General features: G+C 71.6%; 11 protein-coding genes and 1 tRNA gene. 8 read left to right on the top strand and 4 right to left on the bottom strand.

Annotation, left to right across the window (positions count from 1 at the left end; genetic code table 11):
• The first annotated feature begins 410 nt into the window (after positions 1–410).
• The 6 genes from ACFY8O_RS15250 to ACFY8O_RS15225 all read left to right on the top strand — a co-directional run bounded on the left by ACFY8O_RS15250 (position 411) and on the right by ACFY8O_RS15225 (position 7,075).
• Positions 411–2,420 (top strand): beta-galactosidase, encoded by a 2,010-nt coding sequence (locus ACFY8O_RS15250; RefSeq protein ID WP_387902218.1) that lies wholly within the window; start codon positions 411–413, stop codon positions 2,418–2,420.
• Positions 2,421–3,115: 695 nt separating this feature from the next.
• Positions 3,116–5,092, top strand: coding sequence for a sensor histidine kinase (locus ACFY8O_RS15245; RefSeq protein WP_387902216.1), 1,977 nt, complete (start codon positions 3,116–3,118; stop codon positions 5,090–5,092).
• A gap of 7 nt (positions 5,093–5,099) precedes the next feature.
• Positions 5,100–5,534: a roadblock/LC7 domain-containing protein gene (locus ACFY8O_RS15240; protein ID WP_145805743.1), complete on the top strand. Its 435-nt coding sequence runs from the start codon at positions 5,100–5,102 to the stop codon at positions 5,532–5,534.
• A 2-nt stretch (positions 5,535–5,536) separates the two neighbouring features.
• Positions 5,537–5,908, top strand: coding sequence for a DUF742 domain-containing protein (locus ACFY8O_RS15235; RefSeq protein ID WP_145805741.1), 372 nt, complete (start codon positions 5,537–5,539; stop codon positions 5,906–5,908).
• Positions 5,886–6,497 carry a GTP-binding protein gene (locus tag ACFY8O_RS15230; RefSeq protein ID WP_145805739.1) on the top strand — a complete coding sequence of 204 codons (612 nt, stop codon included), beginning with the start codon at positions 5,886–5,888 and terminating at the stop codon, positions 6,495–6,497. Before ACFY8O_RS15235 ends, ACFY8O_RS15230 begins: the two co-directional genes overlap by 23 nt.
• Positions 6,494–7,075, top strand: coding sequence for a GAF domain-containing protein (locus ACFY8O_RS15225; RefSeq protein WP_387902212.1), 582 nt, complete (start codon positions 6,494–6,496; stop codon positions 7,073–7,075). Before ACFY8O_RS15230 ends, ACFY8O_RS15225 begins: the two co-directional genes overlap by 4 nt.
• A gap of 66 nt (positions 7,076–7,141) precedes the next feature.
• Here ACFY8O_RS15225 and ACFY8O_RS15220 read toward each other — a convergent pair whose 3' ends face one another.
• The 3 genes from ACFY8O_RS15220 to ACFY8O_RS15210 form a co-directional block, all read right to left on the bottom strand.
• Positions 7,142–10,297: a ThuA domain-containing protein gene (locus ACFY8O_RS15220; protein WP_387902209.1), complete on the bottom strand. Its 3,156-nt coding sequence runs from the start codon at positions 10,295–10,297 to the stop codon at positions 7,142–7,144.
• A 246-nt stretch (positions 10,298–10,543) separates the two neighbouring features.
• Positions 10,544–11,440, bottom strand: coding sequence for a transketolase family protein (locus ACFY8O_RS15215; RefSeq protein ID WP_387902207.1), 897 nt, complete (start codon positions 11,438–11,440; stop codon positions 10,544–10,546).
• Positions 11,441–11,493: 53 nt separating this feature from the next.
• Complete coding sequence (locus ACFY8O_RS15210; RefSeq protein ID WP_145805731.1) at positions 11,494–12,198, bottom strand: transketolase; 705 nt, start codon at positions 12,196–12,198, stop codon at positions 11,494–11,496.
• A gap of 129 nt (positions 12,199–12,327) precedes the next feature.
• Between ACFY8O_RS15210 and ACFY8O_RS15205 the strand changes: the two genes are divergently transcribed.
• Positions 12,328–12,401: transfer RNA gene (locus ACFY8O_RS15205), tRNA-Pro, on the top strand.
• 227 nt (positions 12,402–12,628) lie between these two features.
• Here ACFY8O_RS15205 and ACFY8O_RS15200 read toward each other — a convergent pair.
• A complete protein-coding gene (locus ACFY8O_RS15200; RefSeq protein WP_387902552.1) occupies positions 12,629–14,221 on the bottom strand; it encodes a glycoside hydrolase family 27 protein in 1,593 nt (530 codons plus the stop codon).
• Between the two features lie 400 nt (positions 14,222–14,621).
• Between ACFY8O_RS15200 and ACFY8O_RS15195 the strand changes: the two genes are divergently transcribed.
• Positions 14,622–16,232 (top strand): glycoside hydrolase family 43 protein, encoded by a 1,611-nt coding sequence (locus ACFY8O_RS15195; protein WP_387902204.1) that lies wholly within the window; start codon positions 14,622–14,624, stop codon positions 16,230–16,232.
• Positions 16,233–16,315: the final 83 nt, after the last annotated feature.

The raw sequence follows: 16,315 nt of genomic DNA, 5'->3' as shown, positions 1-16,315 counted from the left end.
CCTCCGTACGCCGGGGAGGGGCCCGGCCCTCGCGCGCCCGCCTTCCCGCAGGAGGAACCTGTGGCCCCGCGCGCGGATGTTGACGTCAACACGGGGCTCTGCCTAGGCTCCTGCCGAAGCGGGAGGCTGCGGCGTGACGATGCCGGAGTGCTCCCGGGAAGCCGCGCATCGCGTTCCGTGGAAGGCGCTCCGGGCCCGAGCCCCGAGGGTCTGCGAACCGGCCGGACGGGACCGGCCGTTGCCCGCGTCGGCGTGCGAGAGCCGTGAGGAACGGCCACGAGTCATCGATCGGAACCATGCGCGGCGTCTTTCCGCGCGGGAGTGAATCGTTTCATCACCTAACCCCTCCCGCCACCTCATCCCCTTCACCACCGAGCGGGCACGCGCGTGCCCGTGAGAGGACGGACAGAATGCCGAACCAACGCCCCTGGCCCCTGCACACGGCCGGAATCGCCTACGGAGGTGACTACAACCCCGAGCAGTGGCCCCTGGACGTGCAGGTGGAGGACGTGGAACTGATGAGGGAGGCAGGCGTCGGCCTCGTCAGCCTCGCCATCTTCTCCTGGGCGCAACTCGAGCCGCGCGAGGGGGAGTTCGACTTCGGCTGGCTGGACGCGGTGATGGACCGGCTGCACGCGGGGGGCATACGCGTCGCCCTCGCCACGGCCACCGCCTCACCGCCGCCGTGGCTGACGCGCGGGCACCCCGAGATCCTGCCCGAACTCGCCGACGGGACCGTGCTCCACCAGGGGTCGCGGCAGTCCTACGCTGTCTCCTCCCCGGTGTTCCGGGACTACGCCCTGCGGATGACCCGCCGGATGGCCGAGCGCTATCGCGAGCACCCCGCACTGGCCCTGTGGCACGTCGACAACGAGCTCGGCTGCCATGTACCGCACGATCACTCGGATGCCGCCGCCGAGGCGTTCCGCCGGTGGCTGGAGGACCGCTACGGCACGATCGACGGGCTCAACACCGCCTGGGGAACGGCCTTCTGGTCGCAGCGCTACGACTCCTTCGGCGAGATCCTCCCGCCGAGGGCTTCCCCCACCTTCGTCAACCCGACCCAGCAGCTCGACTTCGCCCGGTTCTCCTCGGACGAGCAACTCGCGCACTACAGGGCACTGTGCGCCGTGCTGCGCGAGGTCACCCCGGACGTGCCGGCCACGACGAACTTCATGATGACCACCGCGAACAAGTGGGTGGACTACTTCTCGTGGTCCGACCACATGGACGTGGTGGCCAACGACCACTACCTGATCGCCCGCGATCCGGAGGCCCACATCGGTCTCGCCTTCAGCGCCGACCTCAGCCGCGGTGTCGCGGGAGGGGCGCCGTGGATGCTGATGGAACACTCGACATCCGCCGTCAACTGGCAGCCGCGCAACAGCGCCAAGCGCCCCGGTGAGATGCTCCGCAACTCGCTCTCCCACGTGGCGCGCGGCGCGGACGCCGTGATGTTCTTCCAGTGGCGGCAGTCTGCCGCGGGCGCCGAGAAATACCACTCCGCGATGTTCCCGCATGCCGGGCGCGACACCGACGTGTGGCGCAACACCGTGGAGCTGGGCCGGATCCTCCAGGCGCTGGCCCCGGTGAAGGGAAGCCGCGTCAGGGCGGACGTCGCCCTCGTCTTCGACTACCCCTCCTGGTGGAGCACGGAGGCGGAGGGCCGCCCCACCCACGCCCTGAACTACATGGAGGAGGTGATGCGCTGGTACCGCGCCCTGTGGCAGCGCGGAATCACCGTCGACATCGTGTCCGCCGCGACCGACGCGTCGCGATACCGGGCCCTGGTCGTCCCCACGCTCCACACCGTCCGCGACGAGGACGCCGCGCGCATCGCCCGGGCCGCCCACGAGGGCGCCGGTGTGCTCGTCACCTTCTTCAGCGGCATCGTCGACGAACACGACCACGTCCGGCTCGGTGGCTACCCGGGCGCGTTCCGCGAACTCCTCGGCGTACGCACGGAGGAGTTCCACCCGCTCCAGGAGGACGAGGTGCTCACCCTGGACGACGGAACCCGGGCCGATCTCTGGAGCGAGAAGACCCACCTCGAAGGCGCCGAGGCGGTGCGTACCTGGGCCGACGGGCCCCTGGCCGGGCTGCCGGCCGTCACGCACCACAGCGTCGGCCGCGGCCATGCCTGGTACGTGGCCACGCGCCCCGACGACGAGGGCGTGGCCCGCATCGTCGACGCCTTCCTCGACGAGGCCGGTGTCACTCCGGTCGTCGCCGGTCTCCCGGTGGGCGTCGAGGCGGTACGGCGGTACGCCGAGGGCGGCGGCAGCTTCCTCTTCGTCGTCAACCACACGGACCGCCCCGTCGACGTACCCGCCGAGGGACGTGAACTCCTGGGCGGCCGGGACGTGGCGGGTCGGGTCACGGTACCGCCGCTGGCGTCCGTGGTGGTCCACGAGCGCTGACGGCCGGTGTCGAAGAAGCCCACCGGACCTACGGTCCCGCACGGCGCGAGGGAGGCGGAGCGGGGCCGCGACCACCGCGGATGAGCCCCTGGGTGCGGGTCCGGCGGGCAGAGTTCCCGCGGCCGGGGGTTCGTCCGTCCGTATCTCGGTACCGCGCTGACCCACCACGAGCTGTACGCCCTGCTGTGCGGCCCCCGAGTACCGGGTGGAGGCGGCCCGGCAGCGGACCACGTACGACGCGCCCGACTGCCACCCGGGCTTCCCTGCTGGCAGCGGCCACCGTCTTCTCGCAGGTGCCCGTCCCGCGCCGGGCTGAGCGCGCGTGCGCGGTGACGAGGGAGCGGGGAGCCCTGGACGGACCGGGCTCCCCGCTCCTTTCGCGTCCCGTGGGCCGCGTGGCTGTGCGGCGACCCCCGTTCGCGCACACGTGCGAGATGCGGCTGTCCGTCCGGAGAACTGTCCGAAGGTAATCGGCTGCCCGTGCGAGGCGTCATACCAGAGCGGGACGCATGGCGGGCAACTTCGACAACTGCACGCCGGGCACGGACGATTGACGACTACCGTGTGTTGCCGGTGATCAACGGTGGGCTCCTATCGGTCGAGCCTGCCCCAGCCGTTGACCCGGGCCTGACCGACCACCGTAGGTGTCACCACACGAATGCCGATTCCTGGTGCCCCACGTACCGAGGACGATGATGTCTCAACTTCGCGCACCCACCGCGCGACCGGAACGCCGCGAAGGCGGCCGGCACGGCCGTCCGGGTGGCCGTTCGCACTCGGCCCAGAACCGGCCGCGCACCCCACGGCCCCCCGACGCCCGCCTGCGGCCACAGGTGTTGCGCACCGCTCTCCTGCCGACGGTGGCCGCCGTGCTCAGCGGGGCCGCGGCCGTCATCTTCACCATCCGGGCCTCCGGAGTGCGCCCGTCCGGGAGCCTCCTCGCGGCCCTCGGAGGATCCGGGGCGCTGGCCGTGGCGGCAGTGGCCGCCGCCTACCTGGGCGCGAGCCGTGTCGCCGGCGGCGTGCTCGACCGCTGCCTCGCGCTGCGGCGCTCCTGTGCCGAGCACAACGCCGAGCTTCAGCGCGTCATGGAGCACCTGCGTGAGGGCGAGCCCGTACCGGCCCGGCGGGCCGCCCCCGGGGCCGCCCCCGACGCCGACGCCTTCGACCTCCTCGCCCAGGAGATGGGCCGGGCGCAGAACGACGCCGTGGCGGCGGTCGTCCAGGCCTCCCAGCTGTTCCGTGGCAACGGCAACGAACAGAAGGTCGAGGTCTTCGTGAACCTCGCCCGCAGGCTCCAGTCCCTCGTGCACCGTGAGATCCAGATCCTCGACGAACTGGAGCACGAGGTCGAGGACCCCGATCTCCTCAAGGGGCTCTTCCACGTCGACCATCTCGCCACCCGCATCCGCAGGCACGCCGAGAACCTCGCCGTTCTCGGCGGCGCCGTGTCCCGGCGGCAGTGGAGCAACCCCGTCTCCATGACGGAGGTGCTGCGCTCGGCGATCGCGGAGGTCGAGCAGTACCCGCGCGTCAAACTCGTACCCCCGATCGACGGCACGCTGCGCGGACACGCCGTCGCCGACGTGATCCACCTCCTGGCCGAACTCGTCGAGAACGCCACGGTGTTCTCCGCACCGCACACCCAGGTCCTGCTGCGCGCACAGCGCGTGACCGCCGGTCTCGCCCTGGAGGTCGAGGACCGGGGGCTCGGCATGCCGGGGCCCGAGCAGAAGCGGATGAACACGCTGCTCGCCGACCCCGACCAGGTCAATGTCGCGCACCTGCTGCAGGACGGCCGCATCGGCCTGTTCGTCGTCGCCTCGCTGGCCCGCAGGCACGGGATCGCCGTCCGGTTGCAGAGCAACATCTACGGCGGCACGCAGGCGGTGCTGGTCCTGCCCGAGGTGCTCCTGGGCATCGACATCGACACCACGACGGAGCCCGGTGCGGCCCCGGTGCCGCCCCCCGGCCCGGTGTCCCGCCCCCCGGCCGGCGAGGAGAACCAGGCCACTCCGGCGGCGCAGCCCCCGCTCCGGCTGGACCAGCCGCCCCGCCAGGCGCGCCGGCAGGAGGAAGGGCCGCCGCTGCCGCTGCGCGCCGAACGGGTCGACCGTCCGAACCTCGCCGCGTCCCCTCCCACCGCACGGACTGCGGAGCCCTCCGCTCCCGCCGCGCCGGTCGCAGCCACCGAGCCTGCCGCGCCGGCCGCCCCGGTGCCCGTGCCCGTGCCCGTGCCCGCCCAGGCGGAGCACGTCCGCTCCGCCGAAGCCCCCGCTCCCGCCGGCCCGGCGCGTCCCCAGCTCCCCCGGCGCAGCAACCAGGAGCATCTGGTCCCGCAGCTCAGGGAGGCCCCCGTACCGAGGGCCGAGGACGACAACGTCCTGCACGACCCGGGGCTGATGGCCGCCTTCCGGCGCGGGGTCGACCTCGCTGAGGCGCAGACGGCCGAGGAGGTGCCGGGGCACGCCTGGGGTGCGCCGGGCCCCGTGCCCGCCGGAGGCCCCGCCCCCACGGGGGCCGTCGGGGCACAGCGGTCCCAGGGCCTCGCTCCGCTGCCGTTCCGCGGCACCACCACCGCGACTCCCGGCGCGGAACGCCCGGTCCCGGGCCACCCGGGGCCGGGGCGTTCCGAACCGGATCCACGAACCGAGAACATGTTCAAGGAGTAGATGCCCCATGACGAGCGAAACGCCGTCCGGTCAGGTCGCGGACCTCGACTGGCTGCTGAGCGGACTGGTCCAGCGCGTGCCCTACACGCGCAGCGCGGTCCTCCTCTCGGCGGACGGCCTGGTGAAATCCGTCCATGGCATGGACGCCGACAGCGCCGACCACATGGCCGCCCTGGCCGCGGGGCTGTACTCCCTCGGCCGCAGCGCGGGTGCCCGCTTCGGCGACAACGGTGATGTGCGGCAGGTCGTGGTCGAGCTCGACTCGACGCTCCTGTTCGTCTCTACCGCCGGCTCCGGCACCTGCCTCGCCGTCCTCGCGGGGCGCGACGCGGATGCCGCCGTCCTGGGGTACGAGATGGCGATGCTGGTCAAGAGCGTGCGGCCCTACCTGATGACGCCGCTCCGGCAGCCGGCCGGAGCGCCGTTCACCCCGGGGCTGTGAGGATGCCGGCCCCGCAGGACGGGCCGTTGCTCGACGACGCGGCCGGCCGGCTCATCCGCCCGTACACCGTCAGCAACGGCCGCACGAGGCCGACGACCGTACTCGATCTGCTCTCCCTGGTGATGGCCACGGGCAGCAGACCCCAGGGCCAGCTGGGGCCCGAACACACCGTCGCCCTGGAGCTCTGCGACGGCCCCACGTCCGTGGCGGAGATCGCCGCCCACCTCAGACTGCCCGCGGTCGTCACCAAGGTCCTCGTGTCCGACCTGGTCGACTGCGGGGCGGTCACCGCGCACGCCCCCGCATTCCATGACATGCCCACCGACCGATCCCTGCTGGAGGCAGTGCTCGATGGTCTACGACGACAGCTCTGACAGCTCCGAATTCTTTCCCGTAGCGCTCAAGGTCCTGGTCGCAGGCGGGTTCGGCGTCGGCAAGACCACGTTCGTGGGTGCCGTCAGCGAGATCGCGCCGCTGAGCACCGAAGAGCTCCTGACCCAGGTCAGCGCGGCGACGGACAGTCTCGAAGGCATCGAGTCCAAGACGGCGACGACCGTCGCCATGGACTTCGGCCGGATCACGCTCTCCGCTCAGCACGTGCTCTACCTCTTCGGCACACCGGGCCAGGAGCGGTTCTGGTTCATGTGGGACGAACTCTCCAAGGGGGCACTCGGCGCTGTGGTGCTCGCGGACACGCGGCGGCTGGCGGAGTGCTTCGCGGCCGTCGACTTCTTCGAGCGCCGCGGCATCGGTTTCATCGTCGCCGTCAACGAGTTCGACGGCGCCTACCGCTACGAACCGGAAGAGGTGAGGGCGGCGCTCGACCTCGGGCCCGAAGTCCCCGTCGTCCTGTGCGACGCCCGCATCGCCAGTTCGGGGACGGGCGCGCTGGTCACCCTCGTCCAGCACCTCATCAACGCCACGACCCCGGCGCCGCTCTCGGGATTCGGGGCCCACCCGTGACTGCGTACGGGACCGGCCGGCCGCTGCTCACCCCCGTCGACCAGGACGGTTCCCGCCGGAGCGCGCGGCTGCGCAGGCTCGGTCTGGGGGAGCGCGCGGACGCGTCGTACGACAGCTTCGACGCCTTCGCCGACCGGGTGGCCGAGGTCACCGCGACGCCGTTCTCGATGGTCAACTTCATCGACGAGAACCGGCAGTTCTTCGCGGGCCTGCACACACCGGGCGGCACGGCGAGCGGGGCGGACCTCGGAGCCGCCGCCGCGGGCAGCGGTCACCGGCGACGCCACATGGCCCGGGACCACGGCTACTGCCCGCACGTCCTGGAGCGGCGCAAGGCCCTGGTGCTGGAGGACGTCTGCGACTACCCGCGGTTCGCGGGCAATCCCGTGGTCGACGACATAGGCATCCGCTCCTACCTGGGGGCACCCCTCATCGACCGGACCGGTGTCGCGCTCGGCACGGTCTGCGCCGTGGACACCGTGCCACGGCCCTGGGGCCGGGCCGGCCTGGACGTCATCAAACTGCTCGCCCGGGAGATCGTCACGCAGATCGAGCACCGGGAGGCGTTCCGCCCCTGATCCGCGCCCGCGCGGGACGCCGGCCGCCGGCTGGTCCGGTCCGCTCCGGCATGCCTCCACCGAGTCTCAGCCGGTGCGCGGGCCGTCGAACCGCAGCCAGTCCACGGTGAACAGATCCGGTCGCTCGCTCCGCCAGCGGGAGTTGACGAACACCAGGTAGAGCCGCACACCATGAGCGGGGCCGCGCAGCGACGCCGTGCGCGAGACGACCCCACTCGCGCCCGCCTCCCCCTTCGCCGCGCCGGGGACCGCCAGGGAACCGAGCAGAGGACCGCCGGGGGAGCCCGACCGGAACTCGATGGTGCCGCCGAGACCGCACGGGGCCGCACCTACCGTGACCGTCCGCAGGCCCGCCAGGTGCACCGGGGCGAAGGCGATCCAGTCACCGTCCTCGATCTCCGTCAGCGCCGTGCCGTCCGAGGCGCCCGCACGGCTGCCGGCCACGGCGCCGCCATGGACACCCCCGGTCGAGTTGTACCTCTCCGCCTCCTGGAACGCGGTGCGCACGGTGAACGAGGCGGCGCCGGTGAGTTCGAGGGCGCCGCGAGCACCCTCGTCCGTGTACTCCACCGTCACCGGGTAGGCACCGGTGCCGGCGTCCGCCCGTTGCTCCGTGACGATCGAGCCGTGACAACCCGGGGAGCCCGCGCGGGCCACGGGCCTCGTGGGCCGGCCGAGGGCCGAACGTACGAGGATCCGCGAGCAGTCGACGCCGGCGCGGCCCTCGGCGCCACCGCCGTCCTCCCTGTCCACCACACGCACGGTGAACCCGAGGGTGCCGCCGAAGCGGAACAGGCCGCCGTCCCGCGGACGTTCGACGGTCACCTGTGGCCGGGTGTTCCCTACGGTGATCTCCCGGCCCGCCGTCGCCGTACCTCCGGGTCCGGTCACGGTGAGCCGCGCCGTGAACAGCCCTGCCGTGCGGAACGTGTGCGAGGGGTTTACCTCCGTCGAGTCGGTGGTGCCGTCCCCGTCGAAGTCCCACGCATAGGCCACCCGTGCGTGCGCGGAGGCGCGGGAGCCGGGGTCCGAACCGGCACCACCGACGTCGCGCCCAGGGCTCGCGTCCCTCCCGGTGCCGGTGCCGGTGCCGGTGCCGGTGCTCGTGCCCGTTCCTGTGCCCCCGTCCGCCCCTGAGGCCGTGCCCGTTCCGGTGCTGGTGCCGGTGAAGGCGACCGTGAGCGGGGCGGGGCCGGCGTTCCTGTCGGAGGTGACGGCGGCTCCGGGCAACCGGTCCTCGCGGACGTAGTCGATCCGGAAGACCCCCGCTCCCTCGCTGCCGCCCTCGCCGTCCGTACCGCCGCCGAGTCCCGAGTCGATGACGTACAGGGCGCCGTCCGGACCGAAGACCGCGGCGGACGGACGGTTCCACTCCATGCCGTCGAGCACGCCGTTCACCGACTGGAGGTCACCCGCCGCGGCGGGGGGAAGCCCGCCGGAGAACACGTGGGCCGAGCGCTGGAAGGAGAGCGTCTGGAAGCGCCGGGTGATCCCGTCGTAGGTCAGCCACTTCCCGGAGAAGTACGCGGGGAACCTGGTGCGGTAGAGGCTGTCCGGGTCGTAGGCGTAGACGGGCCCGCTCACCGCCCCGGCGGCGGCCCTCTCGCCCCGGGCGTCCGGCGGACCGGCGACCCGGGGTGCGCAGACCGGATCCCCGGGATCGCCCCCGGCGCAGTGCGGCCGGCCGACCTGCCCGGCTTCGGTGATCCGGGAGTACCCCACCGCTCCGCCCGCCCCGTCATCGGCGATCAGCACGGCGCCACTCGACGGGTCCACGGTGAGGCGGTACGGGTTCCGCAGGCCCGTCGCGTAGATCTCGGGGGCGGTCCCGGCCGTCCCCGGGGCGAAGAGGTTGCCCTCCGGCACGGTGTAGGTGCCGTCGTCCTGAGGGGTGATCCGCAGGATCGCACCGCGCAGATCCTCGGAGGCCGCCGAGGCGGAGGGGAGCGTGCGGTCCCCCGTGGCGGCGTACAGATGCCCGGCCGCGTCGAAGGCGAGCGAACCGGACGGGGGCGAGGTGCCACCGGTCGTGGGGCGACGGCCCGGGAGGGAGAGCAGGCGTTTCTCCGACGCCGGATCCACGCTGTTCCCGCGCATCGTGAAGCGTGAGAGGTGCAGCCGCCCCCCGCTCACGTCGGAACGCAGCAGATAGAGGCGGCCGTTGTCCTCGAAGGCCGGATCCAGGGCGAGGGCGATCAGGCCGTCGAGGCGAGTGACCGTATCCGGGGCGTAGGCCAGGTCGAGCACCGTGGAGACCCGTGTGGTCCGCTGGTCGACGACCCGGAGCTCGCCGGTGCGTTCGGCGACGAACACCCGGCGGTCGGGCGCGACCTCGACGTCGACCGGATCGCTCAGCCCCGTGCCCGTGAGCGCCGTCCGCTGGAAGGCGCCGGACCGCGTCGCGGTGCAGTCGCCCTCCTCCGCGCCCGCCGCCCACTCGATGCCACCGAGCACATGGGCGAGGAATGCCTCGTCCTCGAAGGCCGACGCCACGGACCCGCCGGCGGTGAACCAGGAACGCCCGCCGTCGTAGTCCTGGCACCAGGACCACGGATGGTCCACGCCCTGGTCCACCCCGGAGATGCCGTCGCGTACCCGGATCCGGGCGAGGGTGTGCACCGCGGGGCCCGGATCGGCGCGCCAGCTCGGCCACTCCTCCGTGCGCTCCCAGAGATCGGGCAGCGTCACGGTCGAGGGATGCGCATGGTCGAGGACCTTGATCCGTCCCGTCTGCGGCGCCGTACCGCGGTCGAGCTCCGCGCCGACCAGACCTTCGTACCAGTCCCAGTCGTCCGTGCCCGCGGAGGCGCCGTGCAGACCGACCCAACCGCCACCGGCCCGGATGTAGCGCCGCAGGGCGGCACGCTCGCCCGCGCCGAACGTGCCGTTCCGCGCGGCGGGGGTGTTGATGAAGACCACGGTGCCGAAGCGTGCCAGGTCGGTGTCGTTGAGGACGGTGGGATCGTCCGTCACCTCGACCCCGAACCCGTTCTCGGCACCGAGCTTCCTCACCGCCGCGACTCCGGCGGGGGCCGGGTCCGGAGCCGCTGCCGTTCTGCCCGAGAACACCAGTACGCGGAAGTCCTCCGTGGGATCCCTCGGCAGCGCGGCGCCCGTCACCGAGCCGATGATCAGAGCCAGGATCGAGACGAGCGTCACGAGGGCGATCGACGCCGGGGAGCATGCCTGGGGTGCGGGTCTGGGTAACGGACTGCTGCTCATGAGGGCGCTCCCGGTGCGGGGTGGGGGGCCGGGCCAAGGGTGGAAAGCGCTTTCTGAGGTGCGTGGTTCAGGGTAATTTCATGGCATGGCCGGGTCAATGGCCCCCAGGACTCCCGCGTCGGCGTACGGGTGTCGCGCCGCGGGGCCCCCGTCGGAGTGGGCCGGGTTCCCGGCGGCAGGCGGCCCTTCGCCGGATTCTCGCGGCGCACCCCGGGCCGGGCCCGCCCTCCGTGGGCGGCTGAAGCGTCAGCGGGACACGAAGGCCGCGATCCGCTGCCGCAGCGTGCGCGGGTCGAGGCCGTGGGCCGCCAGGTGGTCCGCCATCTGTCCGTAACGGCGCAGCTCGGCCTGGCCCACCCCGAGCCCGAGGACGCGGTGGGGGAGGTCCGCCAGGGCGTCGTTGGCCACCGCGGTCGAGGTGCCCGCCAGGTAGGGCTCGACGATCACGACGTCCGCGGCACGGCCCGCACCTGCCGCGCGGCGGAGTCCGGCCGCGTCGAAGGGGCGCACGGTCGTCGCGTACAGCACGGTCACGTCAAGGCCGTCCACCGCCGCGAGTACGGTGTCGAGCATCGGCCCGACGGCGATCACCACCCCACCCGTCCCCTGCCGCACCGTGCTGAGGGACGGGCCTGCCGGGTGGGGCGCGCGGTTCGACTGGAGGGAGAGCCGCACGTAGACGCGGTCGTCCCCGGTGGCTGCCTGCTCCAGGAAGGCCTCGGCCTCGTCCGGGTGGCCCGGCACCCGCACCGTCCAGCCGTCGAGGGTGTCGAGGAGCGCCACGTCGCCCGGTGCCATATGGGTGAAGCCCCCGGCCGGCCAGTCGTACGAGCCCCCGGCGCTGACCAGGACGCCGCCCACCCCCTGGTGGCCCAGGTCCAGCTTCACCTGTTCGAACGGCCGCTCGACGAGGAAGCTGGCGAACGTGTGCAGGAAGGGCCGCATCCCGGTCAGGGCCATCCCGGCCCCCGCGCCGATGAGCAGCTGTTCCCTGATCCCGACGTTGACCACGCGGTCGGGGTGGGCCCTGGCGGCGCCTTCGAATCCGTCGCGGCTGATCTCGGCCAGTACCAGGGCCAGGCGGGGGTCCTCCTCCAGCAGGCGTGTGGTCGTGGCGATGAAGCGGTCACGCATGGTGTCCATGTGTGGTGTCCTCCGGGGTGTCACGTAACGGGTGCGCGGGTCCGCCGCGCCGGTCAGCGCTTGGGCGTCACGCGGGCGATCACGGCGTGGGGCCGGCCGGGGTGAGGGGCGGTGAAGGCGGCGTACAGCGCCTCGTGATCCCGGCCGTCCACGGTGCGGACCGACCAGCCCGCCACCTCGAACCGGGCCGCGATGCCACCGGGCCTGGCGTGCGTGGCCGAGGCGTTGTCGATCACCACGGTGTGCAGCTGCTCGAGTCCGGCGGGCCCGGCGAAGGCGATCGCCTCGTGGTTGCTGCCCTCGTCCAGCTCCGCGTCCCCGGTGAGTACCCACACCCGGGGGCCGGTGAGTCCTTGGGCCCGCAGTCCCAGTGCGCTGCCCACGGCGAGCGGGAGGCCGTGCCCGAGCGATCCACTGCCGATCTCTGCTCCCGGCACCAGCAGCCGGTCGGGGTGGTGCCCCAGCGGGGAGTCGTACGCCCCGAAGCCCGGCAGCAGCTCCTCGGCGAAGAAGCCCCGGGCGGCCAGTACGGCGTAGTACGCCATGGGGCCGTGCCCCTTGGACAGCAGGAAGCGGTCGCGGCCGGGCGCGTCGACGGTGCCGGGCGAGACCCGGAGTACGCGGTCGTAGAGCACCCAGAGGGCGTCCAGGGTGGATGTGGCGGCGGGGCCGTGCTTCTCGTCGCCCGTCATCAGGCTCATGAGCCGGCCCAGGTCGTCGTATCCGTGGACCGGCGCGGAGGTGGTGTGCGTCGTCATGCGCCCAGCGTTCAACCTCAATAAAGGTTGAGGTCAAGTCCCCGGGAATGGGTTCGTGAGCACCGGTGCAAGTGCGGTATTGTTCTCATGCGCGTTCGGCCAGGGCGAAAGCCCAGGTCAGACGGACAGCGGGACGTGGCGCAGCTTGGTAGCGCACTTGACTGGGGGTCAAGGGGTCGCAGGTTCAAATCCTGTCGTCCCGACTCGAGAGAGTCGTAGATCAAGGGCTGGTCTCGGAGAAATCCGAGACCAGCCCTTGATCATTTTTGGGGAGCAGCCGGGGACCAGCTGGAGGTCCGGCGCCCTTGACCGGGTCAGCGGGTCAGTGGGTCAGCGGGTTCCGGGCGCGGATGTGGTCTGGCGCCGGCAGCGGTGCGGGAGGCCGTGGCCGGGGTGGCGCCGCTGTGGACATGACGCGGTGCCGTGTCGCTCACGCGCGGGTCCACTTCTGGTTGGCCTGGCCGTTACAGGTCCACAGCACCAGCGGGGTTCCATTGGCGGTGCCGGACCCGCTGGCGTCGAGGCACAGTCCGGAGCGGACGTTGCGGATCGAGCCGTCGGAGCCGACGGTCCACTTCTGGTTGTTCTGGTCGTTGCAAGGCCAGGTGATGACACGGGTTCCGTTGGTGGTGCCCTGATTGTAGGCGTCCAGGCACTTGTCCCCGTAGACGCGGATCTCGCCGCCCGCCCATGTGGTCCACAGCTGGTTGGCGGCCGTGTGGCAGTCCCAGATCAGAGTCGCGGCGCCGGCAGCCGTGGAGGCGTTGTCCACGTCCACGCAGCGGCCGGAGGCATTGCCCCGCAGGCGTGAGGTGGTGGCGGCCAGCGGGCTGCCGCCGCTCACCCGGTACGCGGCGACGCCGTGCGCGGGGACGCTCGCCGAAATCTGCGCGGACGTGCTCGACGTGCCGCCGGTCCACAGGTCGGTGAGGGTGAACGGTCCTCCGCCCAGGCCGATCTGGGCGGCCGTCGCGGTGACCGTCGCTGCGCTCTCGCCCCGGTTGAACAGGCCCACCGCGACCGAACCGTCCGCAAGGGGCTTGGCGAACACCTCGATGTTGCCGTCATCGCGCACCCTGCGGCCGCCTGCGCCCTGGGGGTCCTGGTTCACCGCCAGCAGGCGCGGATTGCGCAGAATCGCGCTGACGTCGGCGGACATCGTGCGGATGTCGTTGCCGGCCATCAACGGGGCGCTCATCAACGCCCACAGGGCGAAGTGGGAGCGGGACTCGGTCAGCGACAGGCCCGGGCGGCCGACGACCAGCATGTCGGGGTCGTTCCAGTGCCCCGGGCCGGACTGCGCAGCCAGCGGCGCATTGACGTCCAGGACGTTGCCGACGCCCATCGGGTAGCTGTTGGTGTTGCCGTTCTGCCAGATGTCGAGCAGGTCCTCGGTCGTCCGCCACAGGTCGGCGACCTCGCCCCAGTTGTACGTGGAACCGGTGATGGCGTGGAAGCTGTTGGGGTTGATGCTGTAGACGATCGGCCGACCGGTGGCGCGCAAGGCATCACGCATCAGCGTGAACCGCGCGACCTGCTCGTCACGCGTGCCGCTCGAGGAACACCAGTCGTACTTGAGGTAGTCGACCCCCCACGCGGCGAACGTGGCGGCGTCCTGGACCTCGTGGCCCCTGCTGCCCGTGGAGCCCGGATACGTGCCCACGGTCTGCGCACACGTACGCTCGCCCGGTACCTGGTAGATGCCGAACTTCAAGCCCTTGCTGTGGATGTAGTCCCCGAGGGCCTTCATCCCGCTCGGGAACTTCGTCGGGTTGGCCCGCAGGTTGCCCTGCGCGTCACGCTGCGGGTCGAACCAGCAGTCGTCGACCACCACGTACCGGTACCCGGCGTCCCGCATGCCCGAAGACACCATCGCGTCGGCGGCCTGGTGGACCTGGGCCTCGGTGATCCCGCACCCGAAGCTGTTCCAGCTGTTCCACCCCAGCGGTGGGGTGAGCGCCGGACTACCCGGCGCGGCTGTGGCCGTGGACTGCGCTGAGGCCGTCACGGACGCGGTCAGCATCAGCGTTGCGGCCGTGAGGAGGCGGAACAGTCGTCCGCCTGATCGTCTGAGCACCGGGACTCCTTCGGCAGGGAAGGGAGACGAGGAAGCTGTTCGAAATTTCGATTGCCGTTCGGAAACTTCGGAGGCCTCACGGATACTAGAGTGGTGAGTGGGCGTGTCAACCCCCCCCTCGACGGTGCGGGTTTGCCGCAAGATCGGCCACGGGCACGCTGAGGCGAACCGAACGACTCCACGCCGAACAGTCCGAATATTTCGAGGCGCCTCGCGAATCATGCGAGAAGGGTTGACGGGGTACGCCAACCTCCTATCATCCAGAATGCTCGACAAGTCGCACCGCGTTCGGTATGTCGAACACGGTGGAGCCGCTCCGACCGATGAACTCGAGGTGCACACCTCCATGAATCTGTCATGGTCGCATCAACCCCTCACTCGTCGCCGCACGCTCGCGGCCGCCACCGGCCTGGCCGTCGGCGCCCTCGTCCCCCCTGGGCCCGCCCTCGCGGTCGCTGCGCAGTACACGAACCCGGTGATCTGGCAGGACTTCGCGGACATCGACATCATTCGCGTCGGCGACACCTACTACGCCTCGGCCTCGACGATGCACTATTCGCCGGGCGCGCCCGTTCTGCGGTCGTACGACCTGGTGAACTGGGAGATCGCCGGGCATTCGGTACCCGTCCTCGACTTCGGCGCCAAGTACGACCTGAACGGCACCCGCGGCTACGTCAGAGGAATCTGGGCATCGTCACTTGCCTACCGGCCCAGCAACAGGACCTTCTACTGGCTCGGCCAGATCGACTTCGCCCGGACGTACCTCTATACCGCCACCGCGGTGGAGGGGCCGTGGAACAGACTGACGACGATCAGCACCCCCTACTACGACGCCGGCCTGCTCGTCGACACCGACGACACCCTCTACGTGGCGTACGGCAACACCACCATCAGCGTGGCCCAGCTCTCGCCCGACGGCCGCAACCAGATTCGTACGCAGGAGGTGTTCAGGACACCGTCCAGCGTCGGCACCTTGGAAGGTGCCCGGTTCTACAAGATCAACGGCCAGTACTACATCTTCCTGACCCGCCCCGCGAACGGCCAGTACATCCTCAAGTCATCCAGCGGCCCCTTCGGCCCGTACACGATGCGGCAGGTCCTCCTCGACCTGCGCGGGCCGATCCCCGGCGGCGGCGTCCCCCACCAGGGCGGGCTGGTGCAGACGCAGAGCGGCGCCTGGTACTACATGGCCTTCGTCGACGCCTACCCCGGCGGGCGCATGCCCGCCCTGGCGCCGGTCACCTGGACTGCGGACGGCTGGCCCGTCGTACAGCTCGTCAACGGCGCGTGGGGCGCCGCGTATCCCAGCCCGGCCGTAACCACTCCGCCCCGCCAGGTCACCCCGATGACCGGCGTCGACACCTTCGACGGTACGACCCTGAAACCGAGATGGGAGTGGAACCACAACCCCGACAACACCAAGTGGTCGGTCGGCAACGGCCTGACGCTGCGCACCGCGACGGTCACCCACGACCTCTACTGGGCCCGCAACACCCTCACCCACCGCATCCAGGGTCCCACCTCCACCGCCACGGTCCAGCTCGATCACTCCGCGATGCGGGACGGTGACCGGGCCGGGCTCGCGCTGCTGCGTGACTCCTCCGCCTGGATCGGCCTCAAGCGCGACGGCGGTGCGACACGGGTGGTGATGGTCACCGGGCTGACCATGGACAGCAACTGGAACACCACCGGCACCGGCGCCGAGACCGCGAGCGCGCCCGTCTCCGGCGGCCGCATCTGGCTGCGCGCGAACGCCGACATCCGCCCTGGCGCACCGCGCCCCGGGACCTTTTCCTACAGCACCGACGGCGTCACGTTCACCCGTCTCGGCCCCGCCTTCGCTATGGGCAACGACTGGCGGTTCTTCATGGGCTACCGGTTCGCCCTCTTCAACCACGCCACTCAGACCCTCGGCGGCGCGGTCCGCGTCACCCGGTTCGAGGTGTCCACACCCTGAACCGATCCATCGACCGAACCTCCCGGCGCCCGCCCCGGTCAGGAGAACCATGAGCCCGCGGAAACGGCTCGGCGTTCGCCGGG

It is taken from the genome of Streptomyces argenteolus, assembly GCF_042902585.1.
Taxonomy (GTDB): domain Bacteria; phylum Actinomycetota; class Actinomycetes; order Streptomycetales; family Streptomycetaceae; genus Streptomyces; species Streptomyces argenteolus.
This window is presented reverse-complemented; position numbering and strand designations above follow the sequence as displayed.